The sequence below is a fragment of the Amycolatopsis sp. NPDC114505 genome, assembly GCF_055633615.1.
In genome coordinates, this window is record NZ_JBVKDV010000004.1 from 51,516 (window position 1) to 70,365 (window position 18,850).

The following is an 18,850-nucleotide window of genomic DNA, read 5'->3' on the forward strand; positions in this document are numbered from 1 at the left end:
CGCCGGCCCGGTGGGAGGCTGCACGGGCGGCCTCTCCATGCTACGAGCCACCACCGACAGAAACTGGCTCCACGTCTTTGACCTGCGGTTCTTCCGGCTTTCGCCGAGTGGTGAGCCACCGGTGGACCGGCCGTTCGACCCCCGCGGTGACCGCCCAGCCCGCCAGCACGGCGGCACCGACGACCACGGGGAGCCGCAGCCAGCCGGGCAGGCCGGCGTCGAGCAGGGCGCGGGCCAGGACGTAACCCAGTTCCTGGTGCACCAGATAAAGACCATACGAGATGCCCGCGAGCCAGGTGACGGCCGGGGCGATCCTCGCGAGTCCGGGGAACCGCCAGTCCGGGCCGCGGGCGGCCAGGCAGACCAGCAGCAGGAGCACGGCGAACCCGATCGTGGACGGCCAGCGCAGGGCGTCCTGCGGCAGCGCGACGTGGAACGGGAAGACCTGCAGGTCCTGCGCGGCGACGGCGGCGAGGACGAACAGCGCGGCGTGCCACGTCCGGAGCCGCCGCTGCGACCAGAGCCACAGCGCGACGCCGATGGCGAAGACGTGCAGCCGGTGCAGGCCGAGGCCGTAGTAGAAGGTCTCCACGACCGGGCCGGCCGTCCCCGGTGGGAAGACCAGGAAGCGGAGCGCGAGCGGGACGAGGATCAGGGCCCACAGCAGGGCGACGGTCAGCCGGTGGGTGCGCCACGACCGCGGCCACAGCAGGGCTGCGCCGGTGAAGGCCAGCAGCTGCACCGGCAGCGTCCAGTAGGAGCCGTCGAGGTAGTAGAACGTCTCCGACCGGACGCCCCACTCCTGCACCATGCCGAGGTTGGCGACCAGGTCGAGCCCGGTGGGGATGTACCACGGCGCCGGGTTCGCCGGCGGCCCCTGCGGCACGCCGAAGAGGAACCCGAGGACCCCCGACGGGTACGGCAGACCGCTGAAGGAGATGGCCGCCCACCGCGTCACGACGTAGGTCACCAGGACGGCGACGAGGTAGGCGGGCACGAGGCGCGCGACGCGGTTCCACAGCCACCGGCGCGGATTGCCCTTGCGGAGGCTCGCGCAAACGAAGAAGGCGGAGATCACCAGCAGGATCGCGGCGCCGAACTGCGCTGTCACCCTTACGGGGTACCCCGTCAGTTCCGGGTGCAGAAGAGCACCCTGGTGGGTGACGTGCCCGAGGATCACCGCGAGGACGGCGACGACGCGGAGGAGGTCCCAGCTGATCCGGCGCGGCGTCGGGGAGGTGGGCACGGTCGTCCTGAGGTCGGCTGGGCTGGGGGTCGGCGTGAGCCTACGTGTCTTGTCGCCACGGCGCTTGTGCGGGTGGAACCGGTTGGGGCGAAACGACTACCGTGTGCCAGGTGAACATCGTGGAGACCTACACGGGGCACGTCGACCCGGGCGGCGACGCCTCCCGGCGCACCCTGGACGCGCTGACCATCACCAAGCTGTCCGTCGGCCCGATGGACAACAACACGTACCTGCTGGTGTGCCGGGCGACCCAGGAGGCCCTGCTGATCGACGCGGCGGCCGACCCGGAGCGCATCTCGGACTTGATCGGCCACGGCCCGGACCGGCCCGCGTTGAAGACGGTGGTGACCACCCACCAGCACGGCGACCACTGGCAGGCACTGGGCGCGGTGGCGGGGGCGAACGGGGCGAACACGGCGGCGCACCCGCTGGACGCATCGCCGTTGCCGGTGCCGCCGGACTTCCTGGTGGAGCACGGGGACACGCTTTCGGTGGGGCAGGCCACTCTTTCGGTGATCCACCTGAGGGGGCACACACCGGGGTCGATCGCGCTGCTGTACCGCGATCCTTCGGGGCACCCGCATCTCTTCACGGGGGACTCGCTGTTCCCGGGTGGGGTGGGACGGACCACGTCGCCTGAGGACTTCGCGTCGCTTGTGGACGACGTCTCGTCGCGGATCTTCGACGAGCTGCCGGACGAGACGTGGTTCTACCCGGGCCACGGGGATGATTCGACGCTGGGAGCGGAGCGCCCGAAGCTGAAGGAGTGGCGCGACCGCGGCTGGTGAGATCATTAGCCACAGACATGGACCCCGCCATTCCCCCTATTGACCTACCGCCAATAGAGGGAATGGCGGGGTCCATCACCGTTCACCGCGGGACGCCACGGCATCTCCATTAGCAACGGAAACCATCTCCGAAAGTAACAAGAGCGCAACGCCGTCAAGCCGATTCGTCCGATGCGTAACAAGCAACACGTCGCAGGCGACGACGTATCTACGCATCAGAAGCAAGCGGCAGCCAAGACGAACTTTGCTACTCGGGGAGACGCGAGATGGACATCGAGGATATCTGCGAGCATCTCGGCACCGAGTACGCCCACAAAGGGTATTCCGAAGCATGGACTCATGAAGGCCCGAAACTCCAATCAACCTTGCGTTCCTTCGTCGAAAAATATGGGAATCTGTACAAGTTAACAGAAGCTCTCAGCCTGGGAGGTAGCGGTATAGCACTCGCCGCCGAGTTCATACCCCTTGGCAACGAGCCGCAGGTGATTAAATTCCCCCGCCCCGTACTCGGACAAGAAGAAGCCCTCAACCAGACGATCGCCAAGGAAACCGAAAAACTTAGAACTCTTCGTCATCAGAACATCATTCGCATCACATTTCAGGGCGAAGTCGAAGGACCCGAGGCTACACAATTCTACGCCATGGAGTATCTCGAAGGAGTGCGGGACGCCGACGACTATTTGCTTCACTTGACGGATGTCCACAGATTAACAGTCAACCTTATCGAGATCGTCCAGGGATCCCTGAGCGGACTGTCTTACCTCCACGACAACGGGATCGTGCATCTCGACCTGAAGCCGGCCAACCTCTTCGTGAACACAAAAGGCAAAGTAGTCGTAGCCGATTTTGGGTTCGCCAAAAAATTCGCCAACTCGGGCCAGACCGCAAATATAGGCGGCACAGACGGGTACATGCACCCCGAATACGCCCAACTCATGGTCAGAACCAGTGATCCAAATCGAAACCAGGGTGGAACTACCCTAAGAGACCAGCTGAAGCCAATTTGGGATATTTTTAGCCTTGGCCAGACCTACCTCAGACTACTCGAAATTGCTGATAAGCGCGACCCGAAGGGAGCGTCCGACTACCAGCGACAGTACATCCGCTTGATGTCCTATCGAATGCTGGACGGACACTTTCCCTTTGGACCACTGCCCAACGGGCTGCCGCGCGCCGTATTCACCGCAACATCCTATAAAGATGCACACGATGTTCTTGTCGATCTCGGAAAGCTGACCGGCACACACAACCTGGCTGTTCAAGTCCCAGAAATATCGCGATATCAGAAACACACAATCCAAGCGGCGAGCCATGGCCCAGTCCCATTCACTCCGCGTGTAGAAAAATTGATCGACTCTCCCGAGGTGCGCCGACTTGGACAACTTCCACAACTTGGCTTGGTTCAGTTCATCTACCCGACAGCCACTCACAGCAGGCTTGAGCACAGCCTCGGCACGTTCGCCATGGCGTGCAGGTACATTCGATCCCTTTACAACGATCCGTTCAATCCGCTGTTTCGCCAGATAGTCACAGATCGAGATATCGAAGCACTACTGGTAGCAGCGCTCGTTCACGATGTCGGACACTACCCACTCGCCCACGACTTGGAGGAGGCGGACGAGGACGTATTCGGCCACGAGCGCCGCACTCTTGAAATACTCCATGATACACACAGTGAAGTTTCGGCGGTCATCAACTTCCAGAACGGATCCACCACCGACGAACACTGGGCAATCACCGTTGATGACGTTACATCTATTTTGGATCGAACCACTACCGGCATCAAGAGCCAGGTACTGCGATCGTGCCTCGATGGCCCCATAGACGCCGACAAGCTCGACTACCTATTACGCGACTCCGAGAACTTGCGACTACCTTACGGACGCGGCATCGATGTCGAAAAACTAATCCAATCACTAACAGTAATCGCCGAAATGAAGCTCGGCAAGACCACCGCCAGAGTAGGTATTCACGAGCGCGGCAAGATCGCCGCCGAAAGTCTGGCATTTGCGCGATATGCGATGTACGGATCAGTATACTGGCACCATGCCCATCGATCGGCGAAATCGATGCTGAATGCACTGGCATTCGAAGCCCTTCATCAAGCGGAGCAAGCAGACCGGACGTCGAAAGCTGGATACAAAAAAGCCCTCCGAGAGGACTTATATGACTTTCTGTCCGCCGCCAGCAAAAACCAAACGGAGCTCGCTCTCCTCGCCAGGGTTCCTCAGGACAATAGTGCAGCATTTCTAGACCACGGCAGCGAAGACTTGATACATTGGCTCGATGAACGTGGGAAATTGAGGGCCCACAGCCTAGCGGATTCGTTGATAAGCCGAGATCTCTTCAAGAGAGCCCTGGTTATTTCCCGGGTTCACGATGGAGCCTTCGACTGGAGCGCCGTCGAAGACGTATACGGGCATCTCGGCAAGAACTGGCGAATACGGCGCCGTGTCAATGAAATCCTCCAAGGATTTGTAGTCGACCAGTTGCGGTCCTCGACACCCGGAACAAGCAGCGCACTCGCGGCAAACAATGTCACCCGCGCCATCGCGACGTCAGCCGAAGGGCCGGTGATCTTGGTGGACTACCCGCCCGACAAAACAGGTGTATTGCACGGCTCGAGTCTTGATTATTTGCGGGAAGGCGCACTCCGACGAGAAGATGGGGACGACACCGGCATCGAAGGTCTCGAACAGTCTCCCGTCTGGCGATCTCTACGGAACGACTCCCGGCGCTCTCTGGCAAAACTGAGAGTTTTTTGTCACCCGTTGCTACAAGCACCGATTTCGGCCGCAATCTCCAGGCCTGACTTCGAGAAAGCGATTCGAGACGCCATCACACAGGCTCAGCATGACGTGCGTTAGAACGAGCGACGAGCGTGTACTCGAGTCGAACGCTGCCGAACACTCCAGGGCGGTCCACCTCGGCCAGTCAGCCTGAACAGGTCCTCCCGGCCCCGTTCGGAGCAGCCGGGTAACGATAAGGGACTTCCGCGCAACTTCCCGGACGAACCGGGCGTCCCCAGCAGACCCAGCGCTGGGACTTCCACCGGTTCGCTCCAGGAGGTCCACCATGTCCAGACCCGTCAGACGTACGCTCCTCGCCGTCACGATCCTGCTCGCGGGAACCGTCGCCGCCGCCGCGCCGGCCCACGCCGCTCCCACCATCCCGGCCATGACGAACATCCGGACCGGGAACAACCCCACCTTCGACCGGATCGTGCTCGACCTGACGTCCGGACCCGCGCCCGCCGTCAGCTACCAGCTCACCGACGAGCTCACCGCCGACCCGAGCGGGGAAGTCGTCTGGCTCACCGGCGAATACTTCATCAACGTCTCCGCGACTCCCGCCGCCGCGCACGATGATGCCGGGAGCCCCACCTACACCGGGCCGCAGAAGTTCCGGACGCGGAACCTCGCCAACGTCATGGCCGTCGCCGTCACCGGGGACTTCGAAGCCCACCTCACCATCGGGCTCGGCGTGCGGTCGCGGACCGCGGTGAACGTCTTCACGCTCACCGGGCCCAACCGCGTCGTCATCGACGTGGCCCACTAGGGGAACGCGGGGGAGTCACCCGCGCTCGTACGGGATCTTCTCCCCCGCCTCCACCGCGACCGGCAGGTGGTTGCCCGCCGGCGGCAAGGGGCACGTCGCGAAGTCCGTGAACGCGCACGGCAGGTTCACCGCCCGGTTGAAGTCCAGCGTCACCGTTCCGTCCGCCGAAGGCGCGCTGACCGGCAGCGAACGGTTCGCCGCGTACGTCGTCACGCCGCTCGTCTCGTCCGTGAACAGGATGCTGAAGCCGCCGTCCCTGCCATTGAACGCGGTCAGCGTGTGCGACGCTCCATCCAAAGAAAAGTGCACCAACCCCGGCGCCGTGTACACGTGGCTGAGGCCCTCCACCACCGCGCCGACCGTCGTGGGCCGCGGTGCGTCGAACGGCTCGAAACGCCCCTCGATCACCCAGGACGGCGATGGCTCGAACGCCGGGATGCCGTGGAACTCGCGCAGGACCTCGGCCTTCGGGTCGTGCACGCGGATCAGGTACCCGGACCGGCGGGCGACCTCGATCTCGACGTCGCCGGCCAGCACGCGCGTGCCCGCGCCGCTGTTGACCAGCTCGAACCGGCGGGTCCCGGTGATCGGCGAACCCTCGTGCGTCAACGTCGCGCCGGCCGGGTCGACGTACGCCGCCTCCGCGTCCTGCCACCAGCGGCCCGGGATGCCCGGGTACTCGCGCGGGGCGTCGGTCAGCCAGTCGAGCGACACCAGCGCCAGCCAGCCGTGGGGTGCCGCGAGGTCCTCCTCGCGGTGGGTCTTCCAGTCCTGCCACTCGCTCGTGAACGTGCTCATCGCGGGCCCCTTCTGCTCGGCTACGACGGTGCCAACCCGCCGCCCGCGCCGGTATTCCGCGTCCCAGTATCCGGACCGGTCCGCAGCCACGCGATTTCACGCTCGCCGCCGGCGGGGACGACGACGCGCCGGAACCCCGGCTCGTCCGGGAGAGCGGTGTGGAACCGGTCGGAGAGGATCAGCAGCTGGTCGCGCTCCGGGGCCGCGGCCATCGCCGCCTTCAGCACCTCCGCGTCGCACAGCCAGACCGCCAGCGCGATCGCCGCGCCGCCGAAGTTCGGCGGCCGCAGCACGACGTCGCCGTGGTCGGCGGCGAGCCTCAGCCGCAGCCTGCCGAACTCGTTGAGGTGGCGGTTGCGGCGCCGCAGCGCCTCGCCCAGCCCGTCGGCGAACTCCGTCGCGACCCACCGCAGCGGCACGGTCGGCGGGATGACCAGCGTCGTGTTGTCCCCCTCGGCCCGGCGGTACCAGGTCGGCGTCCGGTACGGCACCGGGACGTGGTCGAACACCTCGTCCAGCACCCCGTCGAGGGTGGTACCGAGGTGCACCGCGCGGGCGGTGCCGCCGCGGCTCGGGGAGACGATCCCGAGCCGGACGACGGTCGCGGCCACCGGGACGGTGCGCATGGCCTCAGTCCTCCCGGGGGTCGAAGGACCACTGCAGGCCGTAGCTCAGCCCCTGGTGCAGGTCGTGGAACTCGAGCGCCACCTCGCCGACGCGGTTGACCGTCAGCGCGTCGCCCGAGTCGACGCCGTCGTCGACGACCCGGCCCGGCACGCCGTTGAGCCGCCACACGCGCGGCGGCGGGTTCGCGCGGTCGAACCGGACCCGCACCGAGAACTCTTCGCAGCGGCGCAGGGGCGTCATGACGTAGTACGGCCGCAGCGACGTGCGCCGCGGCGCGAAGCGGATCCCGTACTCGTGCCGCTGGCCGAGCCGCAACGGGCTGGGGAGCCGCATGACGAACTGCGCGTGGCTCACCGAAACCTGGCGCGCTTCGACGATCTCGCCGCCGAACAGGACCTCGGCGGCGATGTCCGGCACCGGGTCGCTGCCCGGCTCGGCCGGGACGCTGAACGAGAGGACCAGCTCGTCGAGCTCGTCGACCTCCGCGACGATCCGGCGCTCCTCCTGCAGGTCCGGCGGGTCGCGGTCGAGGCGGAGCACCGCCTTCGCCGACTCGGCGTACCAGCCGGCCAGCGGGTGCCGGTCACGGTCCGGCGGGGGTGCGCCGAGCAGCTCTTCGAGCCGGCGGAACGCGAGGTCGATCCGCCGGCGCGCGGTGCGCGGGTCGCGGTCCAGGACGCTGGCCAGCCACGAGATCCGCCGGTCGAGGAACTCCCCCGCGGCCTCTTCGTGCAGGCCGAGCGCCGCGAGCGCGGCCAGGCGCAGGTCGGCGGGCAGCCGGCCGCAGAGCTCGGTCAGGCGCAGCACGAGCTTCTGCCGGGCGGCGGAGGGCTGGTCGGCGCCGGTGATCTCGCACGCCTCGCGCAGGCAGGGACCGATCCGCTGGTGCAGGTCGGCCGCATCGAGCCCGCGGCCGCGGCGCAGTTCGTTCAGCTCGCGCACGAACGGGAAGGAGCTCTCCGGCCGCATCCCACCCCCTCCCGGCGCCGCGGTGAAAATGACGGTCCAGATTACCAAGAATCGGTTCCGCGCGACGGGTGACAGATCGCGGACACCCGCATTTCCGGAAATACCCGGCCGGCCGGCCCCCCACGAGCCGGCCGACCGGGCGCCGCGGGTCAGTTCGCGCCGAAGATCAGCGCCCAGATCGAGTGGCTCTCCATCACACACACCTCCTCATCGCTGCGCCCAGGCCGAGACGGGGAACGAGGAATCGCCGTGTGACGCCGGCGCGGCGGCGAAGATCCGTTGCGGATTTCACGGCAAAGCGTTCCCCGAGCTCGCTTCGAAAGGGAATCCGGCCGGTCGGCATCTGATTCTTTTCCGGCCGGAACCCAGGATCGCGCCTGGGTGGGGTCCGCTCAGAGGTCTGCTGTCACGGGCGTTGTGTGCCGTTTGGCTCAGAACGGGCGAAGGCCCGCAAGACGCGCAGCTCGCGGATGACGATCCGGCGGCGGCCGGTTTCGACGATCCCCCGCTCCCGCAGCATGCGCAACGCCCGGGCGACGGTACGCCGGGCCGCCCCGATCTGCGCGCCGATGTCCTCCTGCGAGCCCTCGATGAGCACGCCCCCGGGGACGCGCCGGCCGTGTTCCTCGGCCAGCCGGACCAGGACCACCGCGACGCGGCGGCTGACGTCGAAGGCCGCGGCGTCGACCCGGGCCGACTCGGCGCTGCGCAGCCGGGCCGCGACGGTCTTGATCGTCGCGATGGCGATCTCCGGCCGGGCGTGCAGGACGTCGACGAACTCCGCGCCGGTCAGCTGGAAGACGGTGCAGGGTTCGATCGCGCGCACCGACGCCGACCGCGGCAGTCCGGTCACGGCGGCGAGGTCGCCGAGCACCTCGCCGGGGCCGCGCAGGCCGAAGAGCACCTCGCGGCCGTCCTCGACGATCGTGGAGACGCGCACCCAGCCGGCGACCAGCACGTGGACGTGGTCGGACGGGTCGCCCTCCATGAGCACGACGTCGTTCGCGCGGAACCGGCGGCGGGTGCCCCTGGCGAGCAGGTAGTCGCGATCGGCGTCGGCGAGATAGGCCAGGAGCGCTCCCTCGGCCTTGTCGTCATGCCCGCCCATGGCTCCCCTCCGGATCTCCACCGTACTGTGCCGTTCGTTACTGATCCGACCACAGTCACAGCCGGATGGCTTTCGTGGCAATCGCACGTACCGCTCGAGGGCCGGCCTACTTTCGGTCGGATCAGTAACGCGGCGTGGCGGGCCGGGGCGAGAGCCGGGACCGGTAGGGTCGCCGCGTGGACGTGGAGATCTTCACCGACGGCGCGTGCAGCGGGAACCCGGGACCGGGCGGCTGGGGCGCGGTGCTCCGCTACGGCAAGCACGAGCGCGAGCTGTACGGCGGCGAAGCCACCCCGACGACGAACAACCGGATGGAGCTGACGGCGCCGATCCGGGCGCTGGAGACCCTGACCCGGCCGTCGCAGGTCCGCGTGTACACCGACAGCACGTACGTGCGCAACGGGATCATGCAGTGGCTGCCCCGCTGGAAGAGCAACGGCTGGCAGACGGCGGCGCGCGAGCCGGTGAAGAACGCGGACCTGTGGCAGCGCCTGGACGCGGCGGCCGGCGCCCACGAGGTCGAGTGGCTGTGGGTGAAGGGCCACGCGGGACACCCGGAGAACGAGCGCGCCGACCGGCTCGCGGTGCGTGGGGCCCAGGAAGCGAGGGAGACCGGGAAGCCGGTCAACGCGGAATAGTCCTCAGTAGACGGTCGCGGCCGCCGTGGGATGCTTTCCCCATGACTCCCGCTTCGTGCCCGTGCGGCCTCGCCGAGTCCTACGCCGCCTGCTGCGGCCGGTTCCACGACGGCGCCCTCGCGGCGCCGACCGCCGAACTGCTGATGCGGTCACGGTTCAGCGCCTTCGCCGTCGGGGACACGGCGTACCTGCTGCGCACCTGGCACCCGGACACCCGCCCGCGCCGGCTGAGCCTCGACGCCGGCCAGGAGTGGACGCGGCTGGAGATCCTCGGCCGGACGGGCGGCGGGCTGCTGCACACCGAAGGCACGGTCGAGTTCCGCGCGCACTACCGCGACCACGGCCGCGACGGGTTCATGGAGGAGAACAGCCGCTTCCGCCGCGCCGACGGCCAGTGGGTCTACCTCGACGCGGAAGCCTGATGGGCACCGCACTCGTCGGCGTGGGCGGCGCACTGCTCGGCGTGCTCGTCGGCGGCTTCCTCCAGCTGCTGCAGGCGTCGCGCAGCCGCCGGTGGCAGCGCGAAGACGCGCTCGGGAAGCTGAAGCAGGCCATCTACGCCGAGTACCTGCGCTCGATCAGCGCGAGCTACGGCCAGGCGATGGCCGGCGAGCGCAGCCACGGCGAAGACGCCCGGTTGCACGCCGCCACCGCCGAGATCGAGGTGCTGGCCGGGGCCGAGGTCTCCGGATCGGCGCGGGATCTCGCGAACACGGTGATCGAGGTGCACACGAAGATAGCCGCGGGCGACGGCGTCGAAGAGGCGACCGTCGCCGCGGTCGACACCCGGCGGCTCGCGGTGATCGCCCTCTTCAAAGCCGATCTCGGAATAACCGCGTAACGGGCCCCGACGCCGTGCTAAACAGTGCTGCGATGGGAAAACTGACGCGCCGCGCCCGGGCCAAAGCCGACTACTTCGGCTTCATCGGCGCCCGGGAGTGGCCGCTCGCCGCCTCCGGGCTGGGTGTTGTGCTCGGGGTCGTCACCCTCCTGCCGAGCGCCGTCGGGGTCGTGCTCTCCGTCGTCGCGCTCGGGCTCGGGGTCGCCACCTTCACCCGGGACGTCCGGTTGCTGCGCCGCCGCTGGGCCGGGTTCGCCTTCACCACCATCGCCGCGCCCTTCCCGACCGCCGAGCTGCCGCCGCCGTCGGCGTATCCGGCGTCGGAGTACCTCGCCGTGCCCGCTCGCGGGACCGCGCTGGTCAGCGCCGCGATCGACCGGGACCTCCGGACCGAGCGGCACACGATCACCGTCGCCGAGGAGCCGTACCGGCTGCCTCCCGCGCTCAAAGCCACCGCGCCGCACGTGCTGCCGCTGCGGGCGCGCGGGAGGCTGCTCTTCAACGGCCCGATCGTCGGCATGCGCGGCGATCCGCTGCCCGCCGCCGGCGCGCGGCCCGCGCCGATCCGGCTGCACCGGGCCCGGTTCTTCGACGCCGTCTGCTCCAACGAGCTCGGCACGCTCCGCATCACCCGCGCCGACACCGGCGAGGAGTACGACCTCCGCAGGGCCGAACTGACTGACACCGACGGCGCGCTCCGTGAGCTCGGCAGCAGCACGCTGGCCGACCTCGTCGGCGTCTCCACCGTCGCGTTCACCACCGACGGCAAGCTCGTCACCGTCCGGCAGTCGTCGCTGAACGCCGTGAGCGGGCTGCTGCTCGCGCCGTCGGGCAGCGGCTCGCTCGAGCCGCGGGACCTGCGCACGGCGGACGGCGGCTCGCGCCGGTCGCTCCACACCGCCGTTTGCGCCGGGATGGAACGTGAACTCCGCGAGGAGAGCGGTCTCAAGCCCGACGACGTCCGCGAGACCAAGCTGGTCGGGTTCGCGCGCTGGATGGAGCGCGGTGCCAAGCCCGAGTTCTTCGGCGTGACCGAGCTGGCGGTCGACAGCACCGAGATCGCCGCGCGCCGCCCGGTCAGCGGCGAGCGCCTCTACAGCGCCGGGCTGACGCTCTTCGACGTCGACCTCGCGGCCATCGGGGCCGCGCTGGCCGACGGTGTCCCGCTGAGCGAAGCACTTCCGCAGCGGATCTGGGAGGACGGTTCGCTGCCGCTCCTGCTGGCACTGCGCGCCGCGGCGGTGTGGCGGGCGACGCGGGTCTGACCGATTCGCCCCTGTTCTCCGGGTGACCGGACCGCTACGATCGTCCGCAATTGTTAGGAAAGTTCCCTAACGATGGTCCGCTGTCCCCCACGCCGCCGCGGTGCCTAGGAGGCGCGCTAGTGAGCTATCGGCTGAGAAGAACCCGGACCCTCGTGGCGGCGGCGGTGCTCGCCGTCGCCGTGAGCGGGGCGACCGTTCCCGCGGCGACCGGACAGGAACAGGTGCGGGTGCAGGCGACGGGCCCGGCCACCGCCGTCCCCGGCTTCCTGATCCAGACGTCGGCGCAGGTCAGTGACGACTCGGCGGTGTCGAAGCCCGGCTTCAACACCGCCGGCTGGTACCCCGTCGGCCCCCGGTCGACCGTCTACGCCGGGCTGCTGGCCAACGGCAAGTACGCCGACCCGTTCTACTCGACGAACATGAAGAACGTGCCGACCGCGGACTTCAAGGTCCCCTGGTGGTACCGCACCGACCTCACGGTCACCGACACCACCCAGCGCACCTACCTCGACTTCAGCGGCGTGCTGTCCAAGGCCGACGTCTGGGTCAACGGGACGCGGATCGCGGACAAGACCCAGGTCACCGGTGCCTACACCCGCCACGACCTGGACATCACCGCGCAGGTGAAGGCCGGGACGAACAGCATCGCGTTCAAGGTCTACCCGAACGACCCGAACAAGGACCTGTCGATGGGCTGGATCGACTGGGCGCAGACCCCGCCGGACCAGAACATGGGCATCGTGCGGGACGTCCTCGTCCGGCGCAGCGGCCCGGTGGCGCTGCGCGGCGGTCACGTCGTCACGAAGCTGACCGGCCTCAGCCACGCCGACCTCACGGTCAAGGCCGATGTCCGCAACGACTCGGCGGCCGCGGTCTCCACGACGGTATCCGGCACGGTCGCCGGGAAACCGATCAGCCAGACCGTTTCCCTGGCGGCCAAGGAGAAGAAGACCGTCACGTTCCCGGTGACCGGGATCGACAACCCGCAGGTCTGGTGGCCGGCCGGGATGGGCGGGCAGCCGCTCTACGACCTCGACCTGACGGCGAACGTCGGCGGCGCGGCGTCGGACTCCTCCCACGAGAGCTTCGGCGTGCGCCAGGTGACGGCGAACAAGAACTCCAGCGGCGGCCGGTCGTACACGATCAACGGGCGCCCGCTGCTGATCAAGGGCGGCGGCTACTCGCCGGACCTGTTCCTGCGCTGGAACGAGCAGTACGCGGCCGACAAGCTGGCCTACGTCAAGGACCTCGGGCTCAACACCGTGCGCCTGGAAGGGCACATCGAGCCGGACGAGTTCTTCGACCTCGCCGACCGGATGGGCGTGCTGACGCTGCCCGGCTGGGAGTGCTGCGACAAGTGGGAAGGCCAGGTCAACGGCGACGAGAAGGGTGACCCGTGGACCGCCGCGGACTACCCGGTCGCGAAGGCGTCGATGACCGCGGAGGCCGAGCGCCTGCGCGACCACCCGAGCGTCATCTCGTTCCTCATCGGCAGTGACTTCGCGCCCGACGCGACGATCGAGAAGAACTACCTCGACGCGCTGAGCGCCGCGGACTGGCCCACCCCGGTGGTCCCGGCCGCGTCGGCGAAGTCGTCGCCGCAGCTCGGGTCGTCCGGCATGAAGATGAACGGGCCGTACGACTACGTCCCGCCGAACTACTGGTACGACAAGGCGCACACCGACCTCGGCGGCGCGTGGAGCTTCAACTCCGAGACCAGCGCCGGGCCGGACATCCCGACGATGGACACGCTCAAGCGGATGATGTCCTCGAGCGAGCTGGACACGATGTGGAAGAGCCCGTCGACCGCGCAGTACCACCGGTCGTCATCCTCCACGTTCGCCAACCTGAAGCTCTTCGGCGACGCGCTGACCAGCCGCTACGGCAAGCCGGCCAGCCTCGACGACTTCGTCCGGAAGGCGCAGCTGTCGCAGTACGAGAACGTCCGCGCCGAGTTCGAGTCGCACTCGCGCAACTTCAGCGACAGCTCGAACCCGTCGACCGGGATCATCTACTGGATGCTCAACAGCGGCTGGACGTCGTTGCACTGGCAGCTGTTCGACGCCTACCTCGACCAGAACGGCTCCTACTTCGGGGCCAAGAAGGCGAACGAGCCGCTGCACATCCAGTACTCGTACGACACCAAGTCGGTCGTCGTGGTGAACCACAACCACGACGCGGCGTCGAACCTCACCGCGTCCGTCAAGCTGTACAACCTCGACGGCACGGAGAAGTTCAACCAGTCGAAGGCCGTATCGGTCGGCGGTGACGGCGCGAAGACGACCGCGCTGACCATCGGCTCGGTGAGCGGCCTGTCGACGACGTACCTGGAGAAGCTGGTCCTGACCGACGGATCGGGCAAGGAGGTCAGCCGCAACGTCTACTGGCTGTCCACCAAGGCCGACACGCTGAACTGGGGCGCCAGCGACTGGTACTACACGCCGCAGTCGGCCTACGCGGACCTGTCCGGGCTGAACGGCCTGGCCCAGGTGTCGCTGGGGTCGACCGCGACGTCGACGGCCAACGGTGACGGCACCACGACCACCAAGGTGACGCTGACGAACGGCTCGTCGAACAAGGTGCCGGCGTTCTTCGTCGACGCGCACGTCCTCGGCGCGGCGAACGCGCCGGTGCTGCCGGTGCGGTGGACCGACAACCAGGTCACCCTCTGGCCGGGCGAGTCGACCACGCTGACCGCGACGTACCGGACCGCGGACCTCAAGGGCGCCAAGCCGTCCGTGCGGGTCGCGGGCTGGAACACCGGGACGAAGACGATCCCGGCGGACGGCACGGTCGATCCCGGCCCGGGCGACCCGGTCGACTACCAGGCCGAGAACGCCACGATCACCAGCGGCGTCGTGGAGTCGAACCACACCGGGTTCACCGGCACCGGGTTCGTCAACTACGACAACGCGACCGGCAGCGCGGTGGAGTTCTCCGTCGACGCGGCCGCCGCGGGCTCGGCGAACGTCGTCCTGCGGTTCGCCAACGGCACCACGGTGAACCGGCCGATGGACGTCACGGTGAACGGCACGAAGGTGGCCTCCGCGGTGGCGTTCGGCGGAACGGGCAACTGGGACACCTGGCAGACGGTCACGATTCCCGTGACGCTGACCGCCGGGACGAACAAGATCAAGGCGACCGCGACGACCGCCAACGGCGGCCCGAACGTCGACAAGATCACCGTCTAGGTCCGAGCCGGGGCGGTGTCGTGCCGCCCCGGCTCAGTCCCAGAGCAGGCGCTGCTCGCGGTCCGGATCGGACACCGTCGTGGAGACGTCGTCGAAGAGGCGCGTGACGCGGTCTTCGCGGGTGTAGCGCGGCCAGCCCGGGTCGCCGGTCGCGATGAACCGGACCCACGCGTCGCACATCTCGGTCGCCATCGCCTGCATCCGCTCGGCCGGGAAGGTCCGGCCGGCGAAGAGGAACCGCCAGTTCTTGTTGCGGATGTCGTCGAACACGAGCGGCAGGTCGAGCCCGTGCGGCGCGCCGAGCCCTTTCCCGCGCGGCGCGATCCGCCAGTCCAGCCGGTACATCCACGCGTCCGGCTGCTTCTCGGCGAAGCGGATCGCCGGGATCCACCAGTCCCCCGCGGTCAGGGCGCGGTTGCGGACCTGGTCTTCGGGCCAGTCGAACAGTTCGCCGTACGCCGCGACGGCCTTTTCGATCTCGGCGGCGTCCAGCACCGTCGAGCCGACGCCCAGGAGCTTCGCGCCGCCCGACTGCAGCCAGCTGAACAGGTCTTCCTCGTCGGCCGTCGTCCCGATGAGCAGCGGGACGGCGCGGACGGCGTCGATCGGGCGTTCGGGCAGCAGGTCGCCGTCGACGACCACGCGGTAGGTCACCTTGGTCCCGGAAGCCGCCGAAACCCGTTGCTGCGCTTCGAGAATCCGCTTCACGGGCAGGGTGGCGAGGTCGTCCGGCGCCGCGTCCAGTTCGGACAAAACGGCCGAAGCGATCGCCGCGCCCTCGGCCGGGGTGTGCACGACCGAGCCGACGCCGGTGCCGCTCTGCACGATCGCCTGCCGGACCAGGCCACGCGTGGCGGGCACGGCCAGCAGCGTCCCGACCGTGCGGCCGCCGTTGGACTGCCCGGCGAGCGTCACGCGGTCCGGGTCGCCGCCGAACGCACCGACGTTGTCGCGCACCCACTCCAGCGCGGCGACCTGGTCACGCAGCGAAAGGTTCGAGTCGGCGACGCCGGGCAGGTGCAGCATGCCGAGCACCCCGAGCCGGTAGCCGACGGTTACGACGACGACACCCCGCCGCGCGAACGCGGACCCGTCGAACTGGTGCGGCGCGCCCATCACGCCACCGCCGCCGTGGATCCAGACGAGCACGGGGTACGAGCCGGGTTCCGCAGGCGCGTGGACGTTCAGATAGAGGCAGTCCTCGTCGCCGGTGAAGCCCCGCCCGGTCAGCTCAGGCTGCGGTGCCCGGGCGGCCCACTTCGTCGCGTCGCGCTCCCCGGCCCAGCGTGGCGCCGGGCGGGGCGCGCGGAACCGCAGCTCCCCCACCGGCGGTTGCGCGTACGGCACGCCGAGGTACGTCCGGACGCCGTCCTGCTCGGACCCGCGCAGGGCGCCCGTCGTGATCTCCACCGTCGTCACGGACCCAGCCTAGGAGCTTGCCCTGGAGTGCGCTCCAGCGTGTTGACTGGGCCACACACACTGGGAGGGAACCATGAGCGCGTCCGAAAACAAGCAGCTCCTGAAGACGGCGTTCGACGCCTGGGGCACCGGCGACATCCGGCCCCTGATCGCCGCCATGGCCGACGACGTCACGTGGACGGTCAGCGGCCACAACAGCTGGTCCGGCCGCTTCCGCGGCAAGGACTCGGTCCGCCGCGACCTGCTCGCCCCGCTCGGCGCGCAGTTCGACGGCACCTACACCAGCACCGCGAGCCGGTTCGTCGCCGAGGACGACGTCGTGGTGGTCGAGACGCGGGGCAGCGTCGCCACGAAGGCCGGCGGGCGCTACGACAACCGGTACTGCTTCGTCTTCCGGCTCGAAGGCGGCAAGATCCGCGAGATCACCGAGTACCTGGACACCCAGCTGGTCGCCGAAGCGCTCCCCGAGCTGGCCAGGTGACACGCGCCGCGAGCGGCGGGTAATGATTACCCCGTGCACATAGCGGCAGAGATAGTGGCGCTGGTCGTGACGGTCCTCGTCGTCAGCGCGGTGGCGCGGCGGCTGGACTGGTCCGCCCCGCTGTGCCTGATCGTCGTCGGCGTCGGCGCGTCGTACGTCCCCGGCGTGCCCGAATACCACCTCGACCCCGAGGTCGTGCTGCTCGGCCTGCTGCCGCCGCTGCTGTACTCGGCGGCCATCCAGACGTCGCTGATCGACTTCCGGAAGAACCGCTCGGCGATCGGGCTGATGTCGGTCGGGCTCGTCGTGTTCACCGCCTTCGGCGTCGGCCTGGTCGCCTGGGCCGTGATCCCCGGCCTCCCGCTGGCCGGGGCGATCGCGCTCGGCGCGATCGTCGCCCCGCCGGACGCCGTCGCGGCCAGCGTCGTCGCCCGCCGGGTCGGCATGCCGCGCAAGCTGATCCGGCTGCTCGAGGGCGAAAGCCTGTTCAACGACGCGGCCGCGCTGGTCGCCCTGCGCACGGCCATCGCCGCGCTCGCCGGCTCGGTCAGCTTCTGGCAGGTCGGCGCCGACTTCCTGCGCGCGGCCATCGGCGGGATCGTGCTCGGGCTGGTCGTCGGGTTCGTGGCCGCGTTCATCCGCGCCCGGCTGAACGAGCCGGTGCTGGACACCGCGCTCTCGTTCGCGGTGCCGTTCATCGCCTACATCCCGACCGAGGCGATCCACGGGTCCGGGGTGCTCGCCGTGGTCGTCGCCGGGCTCATCCTGGGGCACAAGGCGCCGAAGATCCTCTCCGGCTCGGCCCGGCTGGCCAGCAGGCTGAACTGGCAGACCATCGCGTTCCTGCTGGAGAACATGGTCTTCCTGCTCATCGGGCTGCAGCTGCGGCGGATCCTGTCCGAAGTCGGCGAGTCCGGGCTGTCGCTGGGCATGCTGACCTGGATCTGCGTAGCGGTGCTCGCCGCGACGATCCTCACGCGGATGCTGTGGCTCATCGGGATCGGCACCGTGAAGCGGCTGGAACGGCGGCTGCTGCCGAACCGGGCGAAGGCCAAGATCTGGCCGTGGCGCTACTCGGCGGTGATCTCCTGGGCGGGCATGCGCGGGGTCGTCACGCTCGCCGCGGCCTTCGTGCTGCCGGCCGACACCCCGCAGCGGGCCGTGCTGGTGCTCGCCGCGTTCGTCGTCGTGGCCGGCACGCTCGCCGTGCAGGGCATGACGCTGCCACCGCTGATCCGGCGGCTGCGCCTGCCGCGGCCGGACCCGGCGGAGGACGCGCTGCAGGAGGCGTCCGTGCTGCACGACATGACCACCGCGGCGCTGGCGAAGCTCGAGGAGATCCAGCAGCCGGACGACCCGCCGGAGATCATCCAGCGCATCCGCGACCGGCTGCAGAACCGCTCCGACTCCGCGTGGGAGCAGCTCGGCAGGCAGAGCGTCCTCGCCGAGACACCCAGCGACGCCTACCGCCGCCTGCGGATCCAGCTGCTCGAAGTAGAACGCGAGCAGTTCCTGAAGGCCCGTGACGCCGGCAGCGCCGACGACGACGTCCTGCGCAAGGTCCTGGAACGGCTCGACATCGAAGAGTCCATGCTGGACCGCGACGAAGCGGAGCCCGACGTCGAAGGCCGCGAACTGCGCACACCGGCCGCGACGGCCGGTTCGTGCAAGCACCTGGCCCACGAGTGGACCGAGAAGGAACCCAGCTCGCCGGACACGTGCGCCGCCTGCGTCGAGGAAGGGACGTCCTGGGTGCACCTGCGGATGTGCCTGAAGTGCGGCAACGTCGCCTGCTGCGACTCCTCGCCGCGCCGGCACGCCACCCGGCACTTCCACGAATCCCGGCATCCGGTCATGCGGAGCTTCGAGCCGGGCGAGACGTGGCGATGGTGTTTCGTGGACAAGCAACTCGGCTAACCTC

The 18,850-nt window shown here is 68.7% G+C and carries 16 protein-coding genes; 10 read left to right on the forward strand and 6 right to left on the reverse strand.

The window, feature by feature from the left end; translation table 11 throughout:
* Positions 1-40 precede the first annotated feature (40 nt).
* Positions 41-1,246, reverse strand: coding sequence for an acyltransferase family protein (locus tag ACZ7OU_RS38435; protein ID WP_470259078.1), 1,206 nt, complete (start codon positions 1,244-1,246; stop codon positions 41-43).
* Positions 1,247-1,356: 110 nt separating this feature from the next.
* On the opposite strand from ACZ7OU_RS38435, the gene ACZ7OU_RS38440 reads away from it, so the two are divergent.
* The 3 genes from ACZ7OU_RS38440 (at position 1,357) to ACZ7OU_RS38450 (ending at position 5,592) form a co-directional block, all read left to right on the forward strand.
* Positions 1,357-2,034: an MBL fold metallo-hydrolase gene (locus ACZ7OU_RS38440; protein ID WP_470259079.1), complete on the forward strand. Its 678-nt coding sequence runs from the start codon at positions 1,357-1,359 to the stop codon at positions 2,032-2,034.
* A gap of 266 nt (positions 2,035-2,300) precedes the next feature.
* Positions 2,301-4,901 carry a protein kinase domain-containing protein gene (locus ACZ7OU_RS38445; protein WP_470259080.1) on the forward strand — a complete coding sequence of 867 codons (2,601 nt, stop codon included), beginning with the start codon at positions 2,301-2,303 and terminating at the stop codon, positions 4,899-4,901.
* 208 nt (positions 4,902-5,109) lie between these two features.
* Entirely contained in the window at positions 5,110-5,592 is a 483-nt protein-coding gene (locus tag ACZ7OU_RS38450) for an AMIN-like domain-containing (lipo)protein (RefSeq protein WP_470259081.1), read from the forward strand.
* A gap of 15 nt (positions 5,593-5,607) precedes the next feature.
* Here ACZ7OU_RS38450 and ACZ7OU_RS38455 read toward each other — a convergent pair whose 3' ends face one another.
* From ACZ7OU_RS38455 to ACZ7OU_RS38470, 4 genes are all read right to left on the reverse strand, one after another.
* Positions 5,608-6,390: a DUF1684 domain-containing protein gene (locus ACZ7OU_RS38455; protein WP_470259082.1), complete on the reverse strand. Its 783-nt coding sequence runs from the start codon at positions 6,388-6,390 to the stop codon at positions 5,608-5,610.
* Positions 6,391-6,410: 20 nt separating this feature from the next.
* Positions 6,411-7,016: a hypothetical protein gene (locus ACZ7OU_RS38460; protein WP_470259083.1), complete on the reverse strand. Its 606-nt coding sequence runs from the start codon at positions 7,014-7,016 to the stop codon at positions 6,411-6,413.
* Positions 7,017-7,020: 4 nt separating this feature from the next.
* Positions 7,021-7,986 carry a hypothetical protein gene (locus ACZ7OU_RS38465; RefSeq protein ID WP_470246428.1) on the reverse strand — a complete coding sequence of 322 codons (966 nt, stop codon included), beginning with the start codon at positions 7,984-7,986 and terminating at the stop codon, positions 7,021-7,023.
* Positions 7,987-8,392: 406 nt separating this feature from the next.
* A complete protein-coding gene (locus ACZ7OU_RS38470) occupies positions 8,393-9,094 on the reverse strand; it encodes a Crp/Fnr family transcriptional regulator (protein ID WP_470259084.1) in 702 nt (233 codons plus the stop codon).
* 176 nt (positions 9,095-9,270) lie between these two features.
* Between ACZ7OU_RS38470 and rnhA the strand changes: the two genes are divergently transcribed.
* From rnhA to ACZ7OU_RS38495, 5 genes are all read left to right on the forward strand, one after another.
* The gene (gene rnhA / locus ACZ7OU_RS38475; RefSeq protein ID WP_470246426.1) at positions 9,271-9,732 is read left to right on the forward strand and encodes a ribonuclease HI; all 462 of its coding nucleotides are present in this window, start codon (positions 9,271-9,273) and stop codon (positions 9,730-9,732) included.
* 41 nt (positions 9,733-9,773) lie between these two features.
* Positions 9,774-10,154 (forward strand): YchJ family protein, encoded by a 381-nt coding sequence (locus ACZ7OU_RS38480; RefSeq protein WP_470246425.1) that lies wholly within the window; start codon positions 9,774-9,776, stop codon positions 10,152-10,154.
* A complete protein-coding gene (locus ACZ7OU_RS38485) occupies positions 10,154-10,573 on the forward strand; it encodes a hypothetical protein (RefSeq protein WP_470246424.1) in 420 nt (139 codons plus the stop codon). The genes ACZ7OU_RS38480 and ACZ7OU_RS38485 overlap by 1 nt, the downstream gene beginning before the upstream one ends.
* A gap of 32 nt (positions 10,574-10,605) precedes the next feature.
* Positions 10,606-11,838, forward strand: a complete 1,233-nt coding sequence (locus ACZ7OU_RS38490) for a hypothetical protein (RefSeq protein ID WP_470259085.1) — start codon at positions 10,606-10,608, stop codon at positions 11,836-11,838.
* A 119-nt stretch (positions 11,839-11,957) separates the two neighbouring features.
* Positions 11,958-15,029, forward strand: a complete 3,072-nt coding sequence (locus tag ACZ7OU_RS38495; protein WP_470259086.1) for a glycosyl hydrolase 2 galactose-binding domain-containing protein — start codon at positions 11,958-11,960, stop codon at positions 15,027-15,029.
* 33 nt (positions 15,030-15,062) lie between these two features.
* Here the strand turns inward: ACZ7OU_RS38495 and ACZ7OU_RS38500 are convergent, their stop codons facing one another.
* Entirely contained in the window at positions 15,063-16,448 is a 1,386-nt protein-coding gene (locus tag ACZ7OU_RS38500) for a carboxylesterase/lipase family protein (RefSeq protein ID WP_470259087.1), read from the reverse strand.
* A 73-nt stretch (positions 16,449-16,521) separates the two neighbouring features.
* Here ACZ7OU_RS38500 and ACZ7OU_RS38505 point away from each other — a divergent pair, with 73 nt between their 5' ends.
* The gene (locus ACZ7OU_RS38505; RefSeq protein ID WP_470246420.1) at positions 16,522-16,929 is read left to right on the forward strand and encodes a nuclear transport factor 2 family protein; all 408 of its coding nucleotides are present in this window, start codon (positions 16,522-16,524) and stop codon (positions 16,927-16,929) included.
* A 33-nt stretch (positions 16,930-16,962) separates the two neighbouring features.
* Positions 16,963-18,846, forward strand: coding sequence for a Na+/H+ antiporter (locus ACZ7OU_RS38510; protein ID WP_470246418.1), 1,884 nt, complete (start codon positions 16,963-16,965; stop codon positions 18,844-18,846).
* Positions 18,847-18,850 lie beyond the last annotated feature (4 nt).

Bases quoted from the DNA above. Each gene is read 5' to 3' on its own strand.
- ACZ7OU_RS38490 (WP_470259085.1), top strand. From the start codon at position 10,606: ATGGGAAAACTGACGCGCCGCGCCCGGGCCAAAGCCGACTACTTCGGC.
- ACZ7OU_RS38445 (WP_470259080.1), top strand. From the start codon at position 2,301: ATGGACATCGAGGATATCTGCGAGCATCTCGGCACCGAGTACGCCCAC.
- ACZ7OU_RS38480 (WP_470246425.1), top strand. From the start codon at position 9,774: ATGACTCCCGCTTCGTGCCCGTGCGGCCTCGCCGAGTCCTACGCCGCC.
- ACZ7OU_RS38450 (WP_470259081.1), top strand. From the start codon at position 5,110: ATGTCCAGACCCGTCAGACGTACGCTCCTCGCCGTCACGATCCTGCTC.
- ACZ7OU_RS38465 (WP_470246428.1), bottom strand. From the start codon at position 7,986: ATGCGGCCGGAGAGCTCCTTCCCGTTCGTGCGCGAGCTGAACGAACTG.
- ACZ7OU_RS38470 (WP_470259084.1), bottom strand. From the start codon at position 9,094: ATGGGCGGGCATGACGACAAGGCCGAGGGAGCGCTCCTGGCCTATCTC.
- ACZ7OU_RS38460 (WP_470259083.1), bottom strand. From the start codon at position 7,016: ATGCGCACCGTCCCGGTGGCCGCGACCGTCGTCCGGCTCGGGATCGTC.
- ACZ7OU_RS38485 (WP_470246424.1), top strand. From the start codon at position 10,154: ATGGGCACCGCACTCGTCGGCGTGGGCGGCGCACTGCTCGGCGTGCTC.
- ACZ7OU_RS38505 (WP_470246420.1), top strand. From the start codon at position 16,522: ATGAGCGCGTCCGAAAACAAGCAGCTCCTGAAGACGGCGTTCGACGCC.
- ACZ7OU_RS38455 (WP_470259082.1), bottom strand. From the start codon at position 6,390: ATGAGCACGTTCACGAGCGAGTGGCAGGACTGGAAGACCCACCGCGAG.